A 14841-nucleotide genomic window follows, 5' to 3' on the forward strand; every position below is an offset into this window, starting at 1 on the left:
TCCGTTTGCGACAAAACGACTTCCATATTCAGGGCGTTCCCGGATCGCGATCGTTTGGCGATCGCCGAAACCGGAACGAAGGTCGGGCCCAATTCGACCCCGTCGTGGGAAAGACACAATTTTTCCCTGGAAAGCAGGATGCGCCCCTGGAAGGCTTTGCCGTCCTGTTCGTATCGTCCGTCTCCATAGGCGATCGTCAGCCCCGCGAGAGCCGGCGGAGGGCGTCGGTCGCGTTCCGGATCGAAGGCCCGGCGCCCGCCGCGGGGAGCGGCTCATCTGGTGATGCAGGTGTGGGACGATCGTGCCACCTGGAACGACCTGCCCAACCGGTTCGAGGCCGGGACGCCGGCCATCGTCGAAGCCGCCGGGCTGCATGCCGCGATCGATTATGTCCAGGAAATCGGCCTCGATGCCATCAATGCCCATGAACACGCATTGCTGGAACACGCCACGGAGTTGTTGAACGAGATCGACGGGCTAACGATCTATGGCACGGCCCCCGGTAAGGCCGGCATCCTTTCCTTTGATGTCGACGGTGTGCATCCTCACGATCTGGGCACGATCGTCGATCGCGAGGGTGTGGCGGTGCGGGTTGGTCAGCATTGCGCAGAGCCATTGATGGGCCGGCTGGGCGTTTTCGCCCTGACCCGCGCCTCACTCGGCCTGTACAATACCCATGAGGATGTCGAAGCGCTGGCCCGGGCCGTGCGCACGGCGAAGGAGTTCTTCAGCTGATGACGGACGATTTGCGCGAGCTGTATCAGGAAGTGATCCTGGATCACGGCAAACATCCACGGAATTTCGGCAAGCTGGACGGGGCGGATCATCAGGCTCACGGCCACAATCCGATGTGTGGCGATACCCTGTTTGTGTTCCTGGCGCTGGACGAGAATGGCCGGATCACCGGCGTCTCCTTCGACGGTAAGGGATGTGCGATTTCGGTCGCTTCCGCCTCGATGATGACGGAAATCGTCAAAGGCAAGACCGAAGCCGAAGCCAATCGGATGTTCGACTATTTCCACAAATTGTGCACCCAGGACGATCCGCCGGACGAGGCCGGCCTGGACCCTGATGACGTGGACCGGCTTCAGGTCCTGTCCGGGGTACGCCAGTTCCCGGTGCGTGTGAAATGCGCGACCCTGGCCTGGCACACCCTTTCCGCCGCACTGGATCGGCGGAACGCGCCCGTAAAGACGGAATAAGGACCGATGACGGAAGACGGCATCCTCACCTTAACGCGGGATTGCGACGCAACCCTGATCCCGGTCGGCACGAAGGTGTCGACATGCAGCCAGCTGAAATCCTGCTCAAAACCGGTCGCCCAGATGACAGTCGTGAGAATTCCGATCATGCGCAGCTTGCCGCGCCCGTCCATGCCGAATGCGTGGGCGATGCGGCCGAGGATGTAGACGATCGATACGATCCAGAGCCACAGGTTCGATCCGGTGGCAAGCTCGATCGCCGCCAGCAGGATCAGGAAGAAGGGCGTATATTCGGCATAGTTGGAATGGGCGCGCATCCGCCGCGTCACCATTTCGTTCCCGCCATCGCCGACCGAAATTTTCTCGCTGGTGCGGACCCTGCCGACTCGCACGGCCAGCCAGAGATTGAGCAGCACCGCCGCAGCGGCGATAACGAGCGTGATTTCGAGTTTCATGGATGCGTCCCCTCCCGGTTTTTCGCGGCTTGGCACGCCGGGGTTTTGCTTGCAAGCGTGGGCGAAATCGTTATATGCGCGCCTCTTCCTGAGCAAAACGGCCGGACGGACGGCGACCTTGATGGCCGCCGGATATCCTCGTAATGCCGTTTGCAACAGGATTTTTGACAGGTTTCGCAAGAGATAAGGTGCCGCCATGGCTGTCCCGAAAAGAAAAGTATCGCCCTCCCGCCGCGGCAAGCGCCGCGCGCACGACGCGCTGAAGGCCGAGGCGTTCCAGGAATGCCCGAATTGCGGCGAACTGAAGCGCCCGCATCACATGTGTATGGCATGCGGCCAGTATAACGGTCGCGAAGTCCTCCCGATCGAGGTTTAAGACCAGACCAGGGAGACCGGCTCAATGACAGAAGGACCCCGTATCGCCATCGACGCGATGGGTGGCGATGTCGGGCCGGAAGTCATGGTGGCGGGCGCAGCGAGCGCGCTCGCCGACTATCCCGACCTGCGCTTTCGCTTTTTCGGCGACGAGACCGCGATCCGCGCGGAACTCGCCAAGCACAAATCGCTCGCCGATGCGGCCGAGGTGCACCACACCGACGGCGTCGTCGCCGGCGATGCCAAGCCGAGCCAGGTGATCCGCCGTTCGAAAGACAGCTCGATGGGTCTGGCGATCCAGGCGGTAAAGGCGGGCGAGGCCGATGCCGCGCTGTCCGGCGGCAATACCGGCGCGCTGATGGCGATGGCGAAGCTCGCGCTCCGGACGATGGAGGGCATCGACCGGCCTGCCATTTCCGCGCTGCTGCCGACGCTCGGCGAAAACGATGTCGTGATGCTCGATCTTGGCGCGAACACCGAATGCGATTCCGAAAACCTCGTCCAGTTCGCGGTGATGGGGGCGGCCTATGCGCGGATCGCGCTCGATATCCAGCGCCCTCGTACGGCGCTCCTGAATATCGGGTCCGAAGACATGAAGGGGACCGAGGAGCTGCGCGACGCGGCGGCGCAGTTGCGTGCGGCGACCGAACTGCCGCTGGAGTTCACCGGTTTCATCGAGGCGGATCGCCTGTCGCGCGGTCATGTCGATGTTGTCGCGACCGACGGCTTTTCCGGCAACATCGCGATCAAGTCCGTCGAAGGGACGGCCCGCTTCGTCGCCGACCTGATCCGCCGCGCCTTTACCAGCTCCTTGCGCTCCAAGGCCGGCTTCATGCTCTCGCGGCCTGCGGCCAACCTGCTGAAGCGTACGCTCGATCCGAATAACCATAATGGCGGCGTGCTGCTCGGCCTGAACGGGCTTGTCGTCAAAAGCCATGGCAGCGCCGATGCCAACGGCGTGCGCAACGCCATCGACCTCACATACAAGATGGCCAGCGCGGACATTACCCGCCGGATCGCCGACGATCTGGCGAACTTTCCCAAACAGGCGATCGAGGACGCCGCCGAATGACGCTTCGGACGGTCATATTGGGCACGGGTTCGGCCCTGCCCACTCGCCGCGTCAGCAATGACGAGCTGGCCGAGACGGTCGATACGTCGCACGACTGGATCGTCGAGCGCACCGGCATCCATTTCCGCCATATCGCCGGCGAAGGCGAAACGACCGCCTCGCTCGGTGCAGAGGCTTCACGCCGCGCGCTCGAAGCGGCGGGGGTCGACGCCACCGAAATCGGCCTGATTGTGCTGGCGACCTCGACGCCCGACCAGACCTTCCCCGCCTCGGCGACGCTGATCCAGGCCGAACTCGGCATCGACGACTGCACGGCCTTCGACGTGCAGGCGGTCTGCTCGGGCTTTCTCTACGCGCTGTCGGTGGCCGACAATATGATCAAGGGCGGCGTCGCGCAAAAGGCGCTCGTCATCGGCTCGGAAACGTTCAGCCGGATCCTCGACTGGGAGGATCGCGGTACCTGCGTCCTGTTCGGCGATGGGGCCGGGGCGGTGGTGCTCGGCGCCGAGGAGGGCGATCGCGGCATCCTGGCTTCGAAGCTCCATGCCGACGGGCGGCAGAACCAGCTGCTCTATGTCGATGGCGGCCCTTCGACGACGCAGACGGTCGGCAAGCTCCGCATGCAGGGCCGCGAGGTGTTTCGCCATGCCGTCGTCAACCTGTCGGCGGTGATGACCGAGACGCTGGAAGCCGCCGGGTTGGGCTCCGATGCCGTCGACTGGGTCATCCCGCATCAGGCGAACAAGCGAATTCTGGACGCAACGGCGAAGAAGCTCGGCCTGGCGCCGGAAAGGGTAATCGTGACGGTGGACCAGCACGCCAACACGTCCGCCGCGTCGGTTCCGCTGGCGCTCGACACGGCGGTGCGCGACGGGCGAATCAGGCGCGGCGATCTGCTGGTGCTGGAGGCGATGGGCGGCGGATTCACCTGGGGCGCGTCCGTCGTCCGATATTGAGGCGGTTTTCAGCGGTTTTTCGAGTATGACAGGTTTGCGACTCGCGCCCGGCTGGGTTAAAGGCGGAACCGATAATATAAGGGGGATTGCGATATGAGCGACACTGGGACTTTGACGCGTGCCGATCTTGCCGAGGCGGTGCATGGTTCCGTCGGCCTGTCGCGCGCCGAATCGTCCGAACTGGTCGAGTCGCTTCTGGGCCATATGTGCGATGCACTGGCCGATGGCGAAAATGTGAAGGTGTCCGGCTTCGGCAGCTTCATCCTGCGCGACAAGGGAGAACGCATTGGCCGCAACCCGAAAACGGGCGTCGAGGTGCCGATCGCACCCCGCCGCGTGCTGACCTTCCGCGCCAGCCAGTCGATGCGGCAGAAAATCGCCGGATCGAATTAAGCCTGTGACGAAAGATGCCGGTGCCATGCTGACGATCGGGGAAGTCTCCGACCGGTTCGGCATCGCCCAGCATATCCTGCGCTATTGGGAAAAGCGCTTTCCGCAGCTTCGCCCGCTCAAGCGTTCGGGCAATCGCCGCTATTATCGCCCCGACGATGTCGCCCTGGTCGAGCGGATCGACCGGCTGCTCAACCATGATGGCTATACGGTGAAGGGCGTGCAGAAATTGCTTGCGGGGAAGGGCGATGAGGGCGCTGCGCCCGATGCCGCCCCGGCACCCGATCCCGCACCCGCGCTGACTCCGGCGATGCGGAGCGAGCTCAGGCAGTTGAGAGACGAACTGGCGGCGGCGCTGGCGGATTAGATTTCAGACCGCTTTATTTCGTCATTGCGAGCAACGCGAAGCAATCCAGAGCCGCAAGCCGCAGCACCAATAGCCCTGGATTGCCGCGTCGCCTTCGGCTCCTCGCAATGACGAGCGGTTAGCGAGAGGAATTTCGCCTCAACCTGCCCCTTCCAACGCCTCCGCAATCAGCTTGCGGACATTGCCGATCCCGTAGAGCGCGGTGAAGCTCCCCATGCGCGGCCCCTGGCTCGCGCCGAGCAGCGTCTCGTAGAGCGCCTTGAACCAGTCGCGCAGCGGTTCGAAGTCATGGTCCTTTCCGACCGCGAAGACCGCATTCTGGATCGTCTCGGCATCGGCGTCCTCGGGCATGGCGGCGAGCGCTGCATCGAGGTCGCGCAATGCATCGACCTCCTTGCCTTCGGGCGAGCGGCGGCACAGCGACGCCGCCACGAAATCGCGAAAATAGACGAGCGCATGGTCGATCAGCCGATCGAGCTCGGGATGCGTCTCGGGCGACGTTCCGGGCGCATAGCGCCGCACAAAGCCCCAGAGCAGTTCCTTGTCGTCGGTGTTCGCGACGCCGACGAGATTGAGCAGCAACGCGAAGCTGATCGGCATATCGACTTGCGGCGGGTGGCCGGCATGGACATGGTGTACGGGATTGCCGAGCCGCTCCTTCGTCTCCTGTTCCGGATAGGCGTCGAGGAAGCGATGATATTCGTCGACCGCCTTGGGAATGATCTGGAAGCTGAGCTGCTTGGCCTTTTTCGGATCGCGGTAGATGTAGAAGCTCAATGATTCCTGCGGCGCATAGGTCAGCCATTCCTCGATCGTCAGGCCGTTGCCCTTCGACTTGGAAATCTTCTGCCCGTCCTCGTCGAGGAACATCTCGTAATTGAACCCCTCGGGCGGCTTGCCGCCGAGGATGCGGGCGATCTTCGACGAGTGGGTGACCGAATCGATCAGATCCTTGCCCGACATCTCATAGTCGACGCCGAGCGCGACCCAGCGCATCGCCCAGTCGACCTTCCATTGCAGCTTAGCGCCTCCGGACAGGATCGAATGCTCGGCCTGGTGGCCGGCATCGGGATCATTGAACGCGATAAGGCCCTTGTCCGCATCGACGACCGTCACCGCGACCTGCAGCACCTTGCCGGTTTCCGGCGAGATCGGCAGCACCGGCGAATAGGTCTCGCGCCGTTCCTCGCCCAGCGTCGGTAGCATGACGCCCATGATCTTGTCGTAATTACGAAGGACGTTCTTCAACTGCTCGTCGAACGCCCCTGCCAGATACCGATCGTGCGAGGCGACGAATTCGTAATCGAAACCGTAATCGTCGAGAAATTTACGCAGCAGCTGGTTGTTGTGATCGGCATAGCTGTCATGACAGCCAAAGGGGTCGGGAACCTTGCATAACGGCTGGTCGAGATGCTCGTGCATCATGTCGCTGTGCGGCATGTTGGGCGGCACCTTGCGCATCCCGTCCATATCGTCGCTGAACGCGATCAGCCGCGATTCCCAGCCCGTCAGCTCGGTCAGCGCATGGCACACCATCAGCGTCCGCGCGACTTCCTGAAACGTGCCGAGATGCGGCAGGCCCGACGGGCCGTACCCGGTTTCGAATATGATCGGTTCGCCGTCTGGCTTCCCGTCGGGGTAGCGCTTCAACAGCTTGCGCGCCTCCTCATAGGGCCAGGCCTTGGATTGCATCGCGATATCGCGGAGATCGCTCATGTTGCTCTTTCGTTCCTGCTGGGCGATGGGTGCGGACCGTGCCGACCGATCGACCGCTTTTACCGCACAGCGCGCTCCATGCCACCCATGCCGGCGTCTGGATAGCCTCGCCGGACGGCGACGTGCGGTCGCTGGGCCGGGGCGAGGCGATTTCGGCGGCGGCGGAGACGCCGACCATCGTGCTCAACGCGCCGATGACGGGGCAGCGACTGGGTTATCCCGAACTTTCGGGGCTCGACCTGCTCGAACTCTTCGCCTTCGTTCATCCGGCGCGCTTCTGCGTGCCGACGCCGCTCGGCATGGCGCGGGCGCTGGGCATGGCGCCGGAGACGCTGCCGGACGAAGACGCCGCGTTCCTCCTGCTCGAAATGGCGCAGCACCTGCTGAAGACTCTCGAATGGGAAGGCTGGGAAGAACGCTATGGCGCGCATGCTTCTGCCCATGCGCTGTTCCGGTTGCGCTGGCCCTGGGCGGGGCTGGTGACCGATCGGATCGACGCGCCCGAAAAGCCCGAGCGCTGGCTGTTCTCGCGCCTGCCCGAATGGGAAGAGGAGGCGCCTCGCCCGGCACCGCTGACGCGCACCGTGGACGAAGACACCGCGCTCGAGCGGCTCGATGCGCTGGCGGGGCAGGGGGCGGAACGGCGCGAAGGGCAGCAGGCCTATGTCCGCGCCGCATCGCACGCCTTCGATCCGCCGCGCGGCGAGGGGCGGCCGCAGATGCTTCTCGCCGAGGCGGGGACGGGGATCGGCAAGACGCTCGGCTATCTCGCGCCCGCCTCGCTCTGGGCCAGCGAGGCGCAGGGGACGGTCTGGATCTCGACCTATACCAAGGCGCTGCAGCGGCAATTGGACCGCGAGACCGAACGCGTCTTTCCCGATGCGGCGGAGCGGCGCGAAAAGGTCGTCATTCGCAAGGGCCGCGAGAATTATCTCTGCCTGCTCAATCTCGAGGACGCGTTGCAGGGCGGTTTTGCGGGGCGGCCGGCGATCCTCGCCCAGCTCGTCGCGCGCTGGGCGATGTACTCAAAGGACGGCGACATGGTCGGTGGCGACCTGCCGGGCTGGCTGCCGACGCTCTTCCGCCGTGCGGGTTCGACGGCGCTGACCGACCGGCGCGGCGAGTGCGTCTATGCGGGCTGCCCGCATTATCGCAAATGCTTCATCGAACGCGCGGCGCGGGCGAGCGAACATGCGGATATCGTCATCGCCAACCATGCGCTCGTGATGATTCTCGCCGAACGGCGGCGCGGCGAGGAGGGGGCGCTGCGCCGGATCGTGTTCGACGAGGGGCATCATTTGTTCGACGCCGCCGACAGCACCTTCGCCGCCGCGCTGACGGGGCAGGAGGCGATCGAGCTTCGCCGCTGGATCATCGGGCCCGAAGGCCGCCATCGCGGGCGGCGGCGCGGGCTGGCGGCACGGCTGATGGATGTGGCCAGCTATGACGATGCGGGCGGCGAGGCGATCCAGGCGGCGGCCGATGCGGCCGAGATGCTGCCGGGCGGCGACTGGCTTCGCCGGATTGCCGAGGGCATCCCGATGGGGCCGGTCGAGGCGCTGCTCGCGGCCGTGCGGGGCACGGTCTATGCGCGCGCCGATGCGCAAGATGCGGGCTATGGGCTCGAGACCGAAGCGGCCGAACTGGACGGAACGCTGATCGCGGCGGCCGGCGATGCGGCGGCGGCGCTCGAGCGGATTTTGCGCCCGCTTGCGACTTTGCGCCAGCGGCTCGAGGCGGTGTTGACCGACGCGCCCGACTGGCTCGACAGCCAGGCGCGCGCGCGGATCGAGGGTGCGATCAACGGGCTGACCTTCCGCAACCAGATGCTCGCCGCCTGGATTTCGCTGCTCGCGCGCATGGGCGGACCCGCCGACCCCGATTTCGTCGACTGGCTCGCCGTCGACCGGATCGAGGGGCGCGAATATGATATCGGCCTGCACCGCCACTGGCTCGACCCGACCAAGCCGCTCGCCGAAACGGTCATCAAGCCCGCCGACGGGCTGATCGTCACCTCGGCGACGCTGAAAGGGTCGGAGGAATGGGACGCGGCGGAAATGCGCGCCGGCGCCCAGCATCTCGATTTTGCGCCGAGCCTGTTCGAGGCGAAGAGCCCGTTCGACTATGGCGCGAACAGCGAGGTGCTGATCGTCACCGACATCAAGCGCGGCGATATCGCAGCGCTGGCCGGGGCCTATGCGAAGCTGATCGAGGCCGCGGGTGGCGGGACGCTGGGCCTGTTTACCGCGATCGCGCGGCTGAAGGCCGTGCACGCGCGGATCGCCGACCGGCTGGCGCGGGAGGGGCTGCCGCTCTACTCGCAGCATGTCGACCCGATCGACACCGGCACGCTGATCGATATCTTCCGCGACGATCCGCACGCCTCACTGCTCGGCACCGATGCCTTGCGCGATGGGGTCGACGTTCCGGGCGAATCGCTGCGGCTCGCCGTGATGGAGGGCGTGCCCTGGCCGCGGCCGACCGTGCTCCACGCCGCGCGCAAGCTGGCGCAGGGCGGCAACGCCTATGTCGACCGCGTCGTGCGCGCGCGGCTTGCGCAAGCCTTCGGACGGCTGATCCGCCGCAAGGACGATGTCGGCATGTTCGTGCTGCTGTCGGCGGCGACGCCCTCGCGGCTGCTCACCGCCTTTCCCGAGGCGACGCCGGTCAGCCGCGTGCCGCTCGACGAAGCGGTCGCTCGCGTTCGGACGCGTCTTTCATCCGTCACGGAAATGCGGCAGGAAGAGCCGCAACCGACGGAGAGCGAATGAAACGCCTGATCCTGCTGCGCCATGCCAAGTCGAGCTGGGACGACCCCGTCACCCGCGACTATGATCGTCCGCTCAACGCCAAGGGCAAGCGCGCGGCCGAGACGATGGGCGAGCATATGAGGGGCGAGGGGCTCGAATTCGATGCCGTCATCGCCTCGCCCGCCGTCCGCGTCGCCGAAACGCTCGAATGGTTCGGCAAGGGCTATGGCGAGCGGATCGAACCCGAATGGGACCGCCGCGCCTATCTCGCCTCGGACCGGACACTGCTCGAGGTGGTGCAGGAAGCCGATGACGCGATCGAGAGCCTGATGCTGGCCGGGCACAATTCGGGGATCGAGGACCTGCTGCTCTTCCTCGTCCCCGACAAGAAAGGCGACAAGTTGCGCGCGGCGGCGGAGGAAAAATATCCGACGGGGACCCTCGCCGAGATGACCTTCGAGGTCGAACACTGGGCCGATATCGCGGCGGCGTCGGGCAAGCTCGCCCGTTTCGTCCGGCCGCGCGACCTGGCCGAAGATTTGGGCCCCGACCCGGTCTGAACGAAAAAGGGCCCCGGCAATGCCGGAGCCCTCCCTCTCCTAAAACCGGAAAACTCGCGGATCAGTCGCCCGCGCCGTGCACGGCCATCAGGTCAACGCCGCCGGGACGCTCGCCGCCCTGTGCTTCGATCCAGTCGTAGATCTTCGTCTCCAGCACCGCCATCGGCAGCGCGCCCGTGTTGAGCACCTGTTCGTGGAAGGCGCGGATGTCGAAATTGTCGCCCAGCGCGGCTTCGGCCTGCTGGCGCAGCGCCTGGATCGTAAGCGCGCCGACCTTGTAGGCCAGTGCCTGGCTCGGGATGGCGATATAGCGTTCGACCTCGGAAACAACCTCGGTGCGCGTCATGCCCGAATTTTCGAGCATGTAATCGATCGCCTGTTCGCGCGTCCAACCGAGCGAATGGATACCGCTGTCGACGACAAGCCGCATCGCGCGCAGCATCTCGTCGTTGAGCGTGCCGAAGCGCTGATAGGGATCTTCGTAAAGCCCCATGTCGTAGCCGAGCGTTTCGGAATAGAGCGCCCAGCCCTCGACGAACGCGGTGTTGCCGCCGAAGCGCATGAAGTTCGGCAGCGCCTCGTTTTCCTGCGCCAGGCTGATCTGGAAGTGATGGCCCGGCGCGCCCTCGTGCAGGTAGAGCGTGGTCATGCCCGGCGTCAGCCGCTCTTCGAGATTATAGGCGTTGAAGTAGAAGATGCCCGGGCGAGACCCGTCCGGCGCGCCGGACTGGTACGAACCGCCGGCTTCATGCTGTTCGCGGAACGGCTCATAGGGACGGATTTCGAGATCGCTGGCGGGCAGCGTCGAAAAATAGTCGCCGATATGCTGATCGACCACGCGGCCGATCTCGTAATAGCCTTCGGTCAGCGCTTCGCGGCTTTCCGGCTTGAACTGCGGATCGGTGCGGATGAATTCGAAGAATTCGGCGAGCGTGCCGTCGAAGCCGACCTCGTTCTTGATCTGCTCGAAACCCTCGGTGATCCGCGCGACTTCGGAAAGGCCGAGCTGGTGCACATAGTCGGGCGTCAGATCGAGCGTCGTCGTGTCGCGGACGAGCTGCGCGTAGAGCATGTCGCCGCCCTGCATATGGGTGAGGCCCGCACCATCGCGCGCCACGGCGACATATTCGTCGCGCAGGAAATCGCGCAGCCGCGTATGCGCGCCGTAGACCTCTTGCGTCGCCGCCTGATATTCGGCGGTCAGCCGGGCCTTGTCCTCATTGGAAAAATCCTCGGGGAAACTGTTGATCGGCTGAAAGAAAGGCGATTCCTCGATCGGCATGGCGAGCTGGGTGTCGAGCTGGCTGATGACATTGTTGATCGTCATCTTGGTTTCGACGACGCCCGATTCCATGCCCTGGCGGAAGCGGCCGATGGCAAGATCGATATTGGCGATATAGTCATTATGGCGGCTGAGATTGTTCTCATAATCCTCGACCGTGTTGAACGGCGCGGCGCCCTGGCCCGAGGCGAAGGTCGGGTAGAAGGTGTGGAAGCCGGCGAAATGGTTGACCGGCCGAACCACGGTCAGCGCCATCATTTCCGGCGTCAGGTCGCGCAGATTCTCTTCCTGGTCGAGCTCGAAGATCTGGTAGGCGATCTGGTTCGTCGGCGTCAGTTCGTCGTGCGGAATGGCGTGCAGTGCATCGAGATTTGCCTGCGCGGCGGCCCGTTCGCCGTCGAAATATTCGTCGGTGAGATAGATGCCGAGCTGGTCGGCATAGCGCATGTCGCCGCGGAACAGCGCGCCGATCGGATTGCGGCGCAGGCTTTCTTCGTCGCTCTGCGCGAACAGCGCGTTGAGGCGTTCGTCGGCGCTGGTCGCGGCCGCTTCGGCGGCGGCCCCTTCGTTCTGGTAGGCGAGCGCGGGGGTGGCCACGGCGCCGAACAGCGCGGCCGATGCGAGGAGAAATATCTTGCGGTTCATGCGAAACGGGCTCCGGTATCTATGAGTGTGTTAGGCGTATAGGTCACCCAGGATGCGAACACAATCGCAAATCTGCGACAGGGCGTCACTTTTCATCGACGAAACGAGGGCTGGTTTCCGCCAACGTCAGGCGGTTCCGCGCACCCGATCGGTGATCAATATTGGCTCGGGCCGGCACCGACCCAGGGCAGCTCGCGAAACCATTTGGTGATGATGTATTTGACGCCTTCGCGCACTTTCATCCCCTGATGCAGCGTCCATGTATTCGGTTCGCCCGCGGGGTCGAGATTGTTCCAGCACAGAAGCTTGCCGCGCTCGGCGTGGAACATCTTGCCGATCTTCTTGAACCGCGTCGCGCCGCCGGTTTGTGTGTCGTTGAGGAACACCATCGCGGTCCATGTCCGCTGTCCGCCCTGCACCTTCTCTTGGTTCCAATAATCCTGCGTATCGTAGAACCAGTCATGATGCGGCTTGAACTGCTGGCCGACCGCGTAGCGCTGGCCCTGGATCGTCTCGCCATGCTCCTTGGGGATGCCCATGAAGCGGACGATCTTGTCCTCGATCGCGTCGATCTCCTTCGCCTGCCGGTCGAAATCGCAGCTGTAGGAGGTGCGGAATTCGTTGTCGTCGGTCGAGGAGAGCAGGGTCGAGGGGCGCGCGTCGCGGTCGATCTTCTCGATCAGCAGGTCGCATTCGGTCGCGTCGAGGAAATCGCGCGCGATAAAGATGTCGACGAGCCGGTTCGGCACGCGCTGCACGCCGGGCTGCGCCGAAATGTGATCGACGATCTCGCTGTTGCGTTCGGCGAGGACGGTCTTGTCGGTAACGCTCATTCGCGGGTCGCTATCAAAAGGTACGATTCGTTGGAAGATGGTGTTTGATTGTCAGACTCGACCTTTCGGTCGAGCGCCGCACCGGCCCGCACCCCCACCCGGCCTCCCACTTAGGGTATTCTCATGGGAGGCCGGGTGGGGGTGCGGGCCGGTGCGGCGATTTCGCGCTAGCGAAATTCTGACTATCAAACCTATTCGATCGCCTCGCCGCGAACCATGACCCAGTCCACGCTCTCCAGCGCACGAACGTCGGCCAGCGGATCGCCCGGCACCGCGACGATATCCGCCGAATATCCGGGCGCGATACGGCCGATCGTCGTCTCCATCCCGAGCAGCTCGGCCGCGTCGGTGGTCGCCGATCGCAGCACCTCTTCGGGTGTCATCCCGACAAGATCGACATACATGGCGAACTCCTCGGCATTGCGGCCGTGTTCGAAGACGCCGGCATCGGTGCCGAAGACGATGGTGACGCCGGCCTCATGTGCGCGCCGCGCCGCCTGGCCGACCACGGCCAGCGTTTCGCGGACCTTCGCCTCGACCTGCGGCGTATAGACGCCGGTGCCGAGGCGTTCGCGAATGCCGGTATAGGCCATCAGCGTCGGCACCATCACCGTGCCGTTCTCGCGCATCGCGCGGATCGCGGCATCGTCGGCAAAGGTGCCGTGCTCGATCGAATCGACGCCTGCGCGCGCCGCCGCCTCGATCCCGCGTGCGCCATGGGCGTGGGCCGCGACGTGCATGCCGAGGCCATGGGCGGTCTCGACGATCGCGCGCATCTCCGCATCGGTGAAGTGGACGCCGAGGCCGCGCGCCTGCTGGCTCAGCACGCCGCCCGTCGCGGTGATCTTGATAAAATCCTCGCCCGCGCGGCCCCATTCGCGCACCCGCGCCGCGCATTCGTCGGGTCCGGTGCAGGTGTTGCCGCCGCTCAGCACGGCGTTCACCTCGGGCCGGAAGCCCGAGACGTCGCCATGGCCGCCGATAATCGAGAGCGCCGGGCCGGAGGTCACGATACGCGGGCCGGGCAGGCGGTGCTCGGCCGTTGCGCGGCGCAGCGTCATCCCGGTCTCCGCGCCCGAACCGGGCATACGGACGGTCGTAAAGCCGCGCCGCGCCGTCTCCAGCATGTTCTGCGTGCCGAGGACGACGCTCCACTCGTCCGAATCGACCGCCTCGTCGCGAAAATCGCCGCCCGGATTGCCCGCAAGATGGCTGTGCGCTTCGATCAGGCCGGGAAGCACCGTGCGCTGGGACAGGTCGACGATTTCCGCGCCGGGGCGCGTAACATGCCCGTCCTCGATCGCCTCGATCGTTTCGCCGCGGACGACGATGGTGGAGGGGCCGCGCGGCGCCGTGCCGGCTTCGGTGATCAGCCGGCCGGCATGGATCAGCGTCACCTCTCCGGCCGGGTCGGAGCCCTGCGCCAGCGCCGGAGCCGAAAGGCAAAGCCCGGCCAATATGGCGATCGTCTTGCGAAACATTTGACACACTCCCCTGATATCTGCGTCCATCGCGCGTGCGCCCGGCCTTATCGACTTCACGCCGTCGACGCCATAAGTGCGAGGAAAGATTGCAGGAGTTTCCCAATGACGACGCCCGCCCAGGCCCGATATTCGACCATCGCCATCTTGCTTCACTGGACGCTCGCCGTCCTGATCACGATCAACCTGCTGATCGGTTTCTTCCACGAGAATATGGCAGACGAAACGCGGGCGTTCCTGATGGGCCAGCATTTCGCCATCGGGCTTACGGTCTTGTTCCTGACATTGGTGCGGATCGTCTGGCGGCTGATCCATCCGGTGCCGCCCGCCAATCCCGCGCATCCCGGTTGGGAACGCGCGCTGGCCAAGGCCGTGCATTTCCTCTTCTATGCGCTCTTGCTGGCGATGCCGATCCTCGGCTGGCTGATTGTGTCGACCGGGCGCGGCAATCCGATCAGCATCTTCGGGCTGTTCGAAGTGTCGGCCCTCCCGGTCGCGCGCGATGAGGCAACGCATGATCTGTACGAGGAACTGCACGAGCTTGGCGGCTGGGCTTTCGTCGGGCTGATCGCGCTCCATGTGGTGGGCGCGCTCAAGCATCATGTCGTCGACAAGGATTCGACGCTCGGCCGGATGATCCCGATCAGGAACTGGCGGGAGCGGTGAATTGGATTGTCAGACTCGACCTTTCGGTCGAGCGCCGCACCAGCCCGCACCCCCACCCGGCCTCCCATGAGAATACACTAAGTGGGAGGCC

15 protein-coding genes are annotated in these 14841 nt (G+C 64.7%); 10 read left to right on the plus strand and 5 right to left on the minus strand.

The features are described from left to right. Positions 1-192: 192 nt before the first annotated feature. Positions 193-735: an aminotransferase class V-fold PLP-dependent enzyme gene (locus Q0139_RS12490; RefSeq protein WP_298022485.1), complete on the plus strand. Its 543-nt coding sequence runs from the start codon at positions 193-195 to the stop codon at positions 733-735. Continuing rightward, a complete protein-coding gene (gene sufU / locus Q0139_RS12495; protein ID WP_298022434.1) occupies positions 735-1202 on the plus strand; it encodes a Fe-S cluster assembly sulfur transfer protein SufU in 468 nt (155 codons plus the stop codon). Before Q0139_RS12490 ends, sufU begins: the two co-directional genes overlap by 1 nt. Here sufU and Q0139_RS12500 read toward each other — a convergent pair. Further along, on the minus strand, positions 1088-1657 hold the full coding sequence (locus Q0139_RS12500) for an MAPEG family protein (RefSeq protein ID WP_298022437.1): 570 nt from the start codon (positions 1655-1657) through the stop codon (positions 1088-1090). The genes sufU and Q0139_RS12500 overlap by 115 nt on opposite strands. 196 nt (positions 1658-1853) lie before the next feature. Here Q0139_RS12500 and rpmF point away from each other — a divergent pair, with 196 nt between their 5' ends. From rpmF to Q0139_RS12525, 5 genes are all read left to right on the plus strand, one after another. Further along, positions 1854-2033, plus strand: coding sequence for a 50S ribosomal protein L32 (gene rpmF, locus Q0139_RS12505; RefSeq protein ID WP_298022441.1), 180 nt, complete (start codon positions 1854-1856; stop codon positions 2031-2033). A gap of 24 nt (positions 2034-2057) precedes the next feature. Beyond that, a complete protein-coding gene (gene plsX / locus Q0139_RS12510) occupies positions 2058-3104 on the plus strand; it encodes a phosphate acyltransferase PlsX (RefSeq protein WP_298022444.1) in 1047 nt (348 codons plus the stop codon). Then, positions 3101-4060 (plus strand): beta-ketoacyl-ACP synthase III, encoded by a 960-nt coding sequence (locus Q0139_RS12515; protein ID WP_298022447.1) that lies wholly within the window; start codon positions 3101-3103, stop codon positions 4058-4060. Before plsX ends, Q0139_RS12515 begins: the two co-directional genes overlap by 4 nt. A 93-nt stretch (positions 4061-4153) precedes the next feature. Then, complete coding sequence (locus tag Q0139_RS12520) at positions 4154-4453, plus strand: integration host factor subunit alpha (RefSeq protein ID WP_298022450.1); 300 nt, start codon at positions 4154-4156, stop codon at positions 4451-4453. A gap of 25 nt (positions 4454-4478) precedes the next feature. Beyond that, positions 4479-4817, plus strand: a complete 339-nt coding sequence (locus Q0139_RS12525) for a MerR family transcriptional regulator (RefSeq protein ID WP_298022453.1) — start codon at positions 4479-4481, stop codon at positions 4815-4817. A gap of 138 nt (positions 4818-4955) precedes the next feature. Here Q0139_RS12525 and Q0139_RS12530 read toward each other — a convergent pair whose 3' ends face one another. Next, positions 4956-6533, minus strand: a complete 1578-nt coding sequence (locus Q0139_RS12530; RefSeq protein WP_298022456.1) for a lysine--tRNA ligase — start codon at positions 6531-6533, stop codon at positions 4956-4958. Positions 6534-6571: 38 nt separating this feature from the next. On the opposite strand from Q0139_RS12530, the gene Q0139_RS12535 reads away from it, so the two are divergent. Both Q0139_RS12535 and Q0139_RS12540 read left to right on the plus strand, forming a co-directional pair. Beyond that, positions 6572-9304, plus strand: coding sequence for an ATP-dependent DNA helicase (locus tag Q0139_RS12535; protein ID WP_298022459.1), 2733 nt, complete (start codon positions 6572-6574; stop codon positions 9302-9304). Next, positions 9301-9843, plus strand: coding sequence for a histidine phosphatase family protein (locus Q0139_RS12540; protein ID WP_298022462.1), 543 nt, complete (start codon positions 9301-9303; stop codon positions 9841-9843). The genes Q0139_RS12535 and Q0139_RS12540 overlap by 4 nt, the downstream gene beginning before the upstream one ends. A 61-nt stretch (positions 9844-9904) precedes the next feature. Here Q0139_RS12540 and Q0139_RS12545 read toward each other — a convergent pair whose 3' ends face one another. From Q0139_RS12545 to Q0139_RS12555, 3 genes are all read right to left on the minus strand, one after another. Beyond that, entirely contained in the window at positions 9905-11770 is a 1866-nt protein-coding gene (locus Q0139_RS12545) for a DUF885 family protein (RefSeq protein WP_298022464.1), read from the minus strand. A gap of 155 nt (positions 11771-11925) precedes the next feature. Further along, entirely contained in the window at positions 11926-12603 is a 678-nt protein-coding gene (locus Q0139_RS12550; protein ID WP_298022467.1) for a 2OG-Fe(II) oxygenase, read from the minus strand. 191 nt (positions 12604-12794) lie between these two features. Then, positions 12795-14084, minus strand: a complete 1290-nt coding sequence (locus Q0139_RS12555; RefSeq protein WP_298022477.1) for an amidohydrolase family protein — start codon at positions 14082-14084, stop codon at positions 12795-12797. A 105-nt stretch (positions 14085-14189) separates the two neighbouring features. Between Q0139_RS12555 and Q0139_RS12560 the strand changes: the two genes are divergently transcribed. Beyond that, positions 14190-14750 (plus strand): cytochrome b, encoded by a 561-nt coding sequence (locus Q0139_RS12560; protein ID WP_298022482.1) that lies wholly within the window; start codon positions 14190-14192, stop codon positions 14748-14750. Positions 14751-14841 lie beyond the last annotated feature (91 nt).

Source organism: uncultured Parasphingopyxis sp., assembly GCF_937129435.1.
GTDB lineage: Bacteria > Pseudomonadota > Alphaproteobacteria > Sphingomonadales > Sphingomonadaceae > Parasphingopyxis.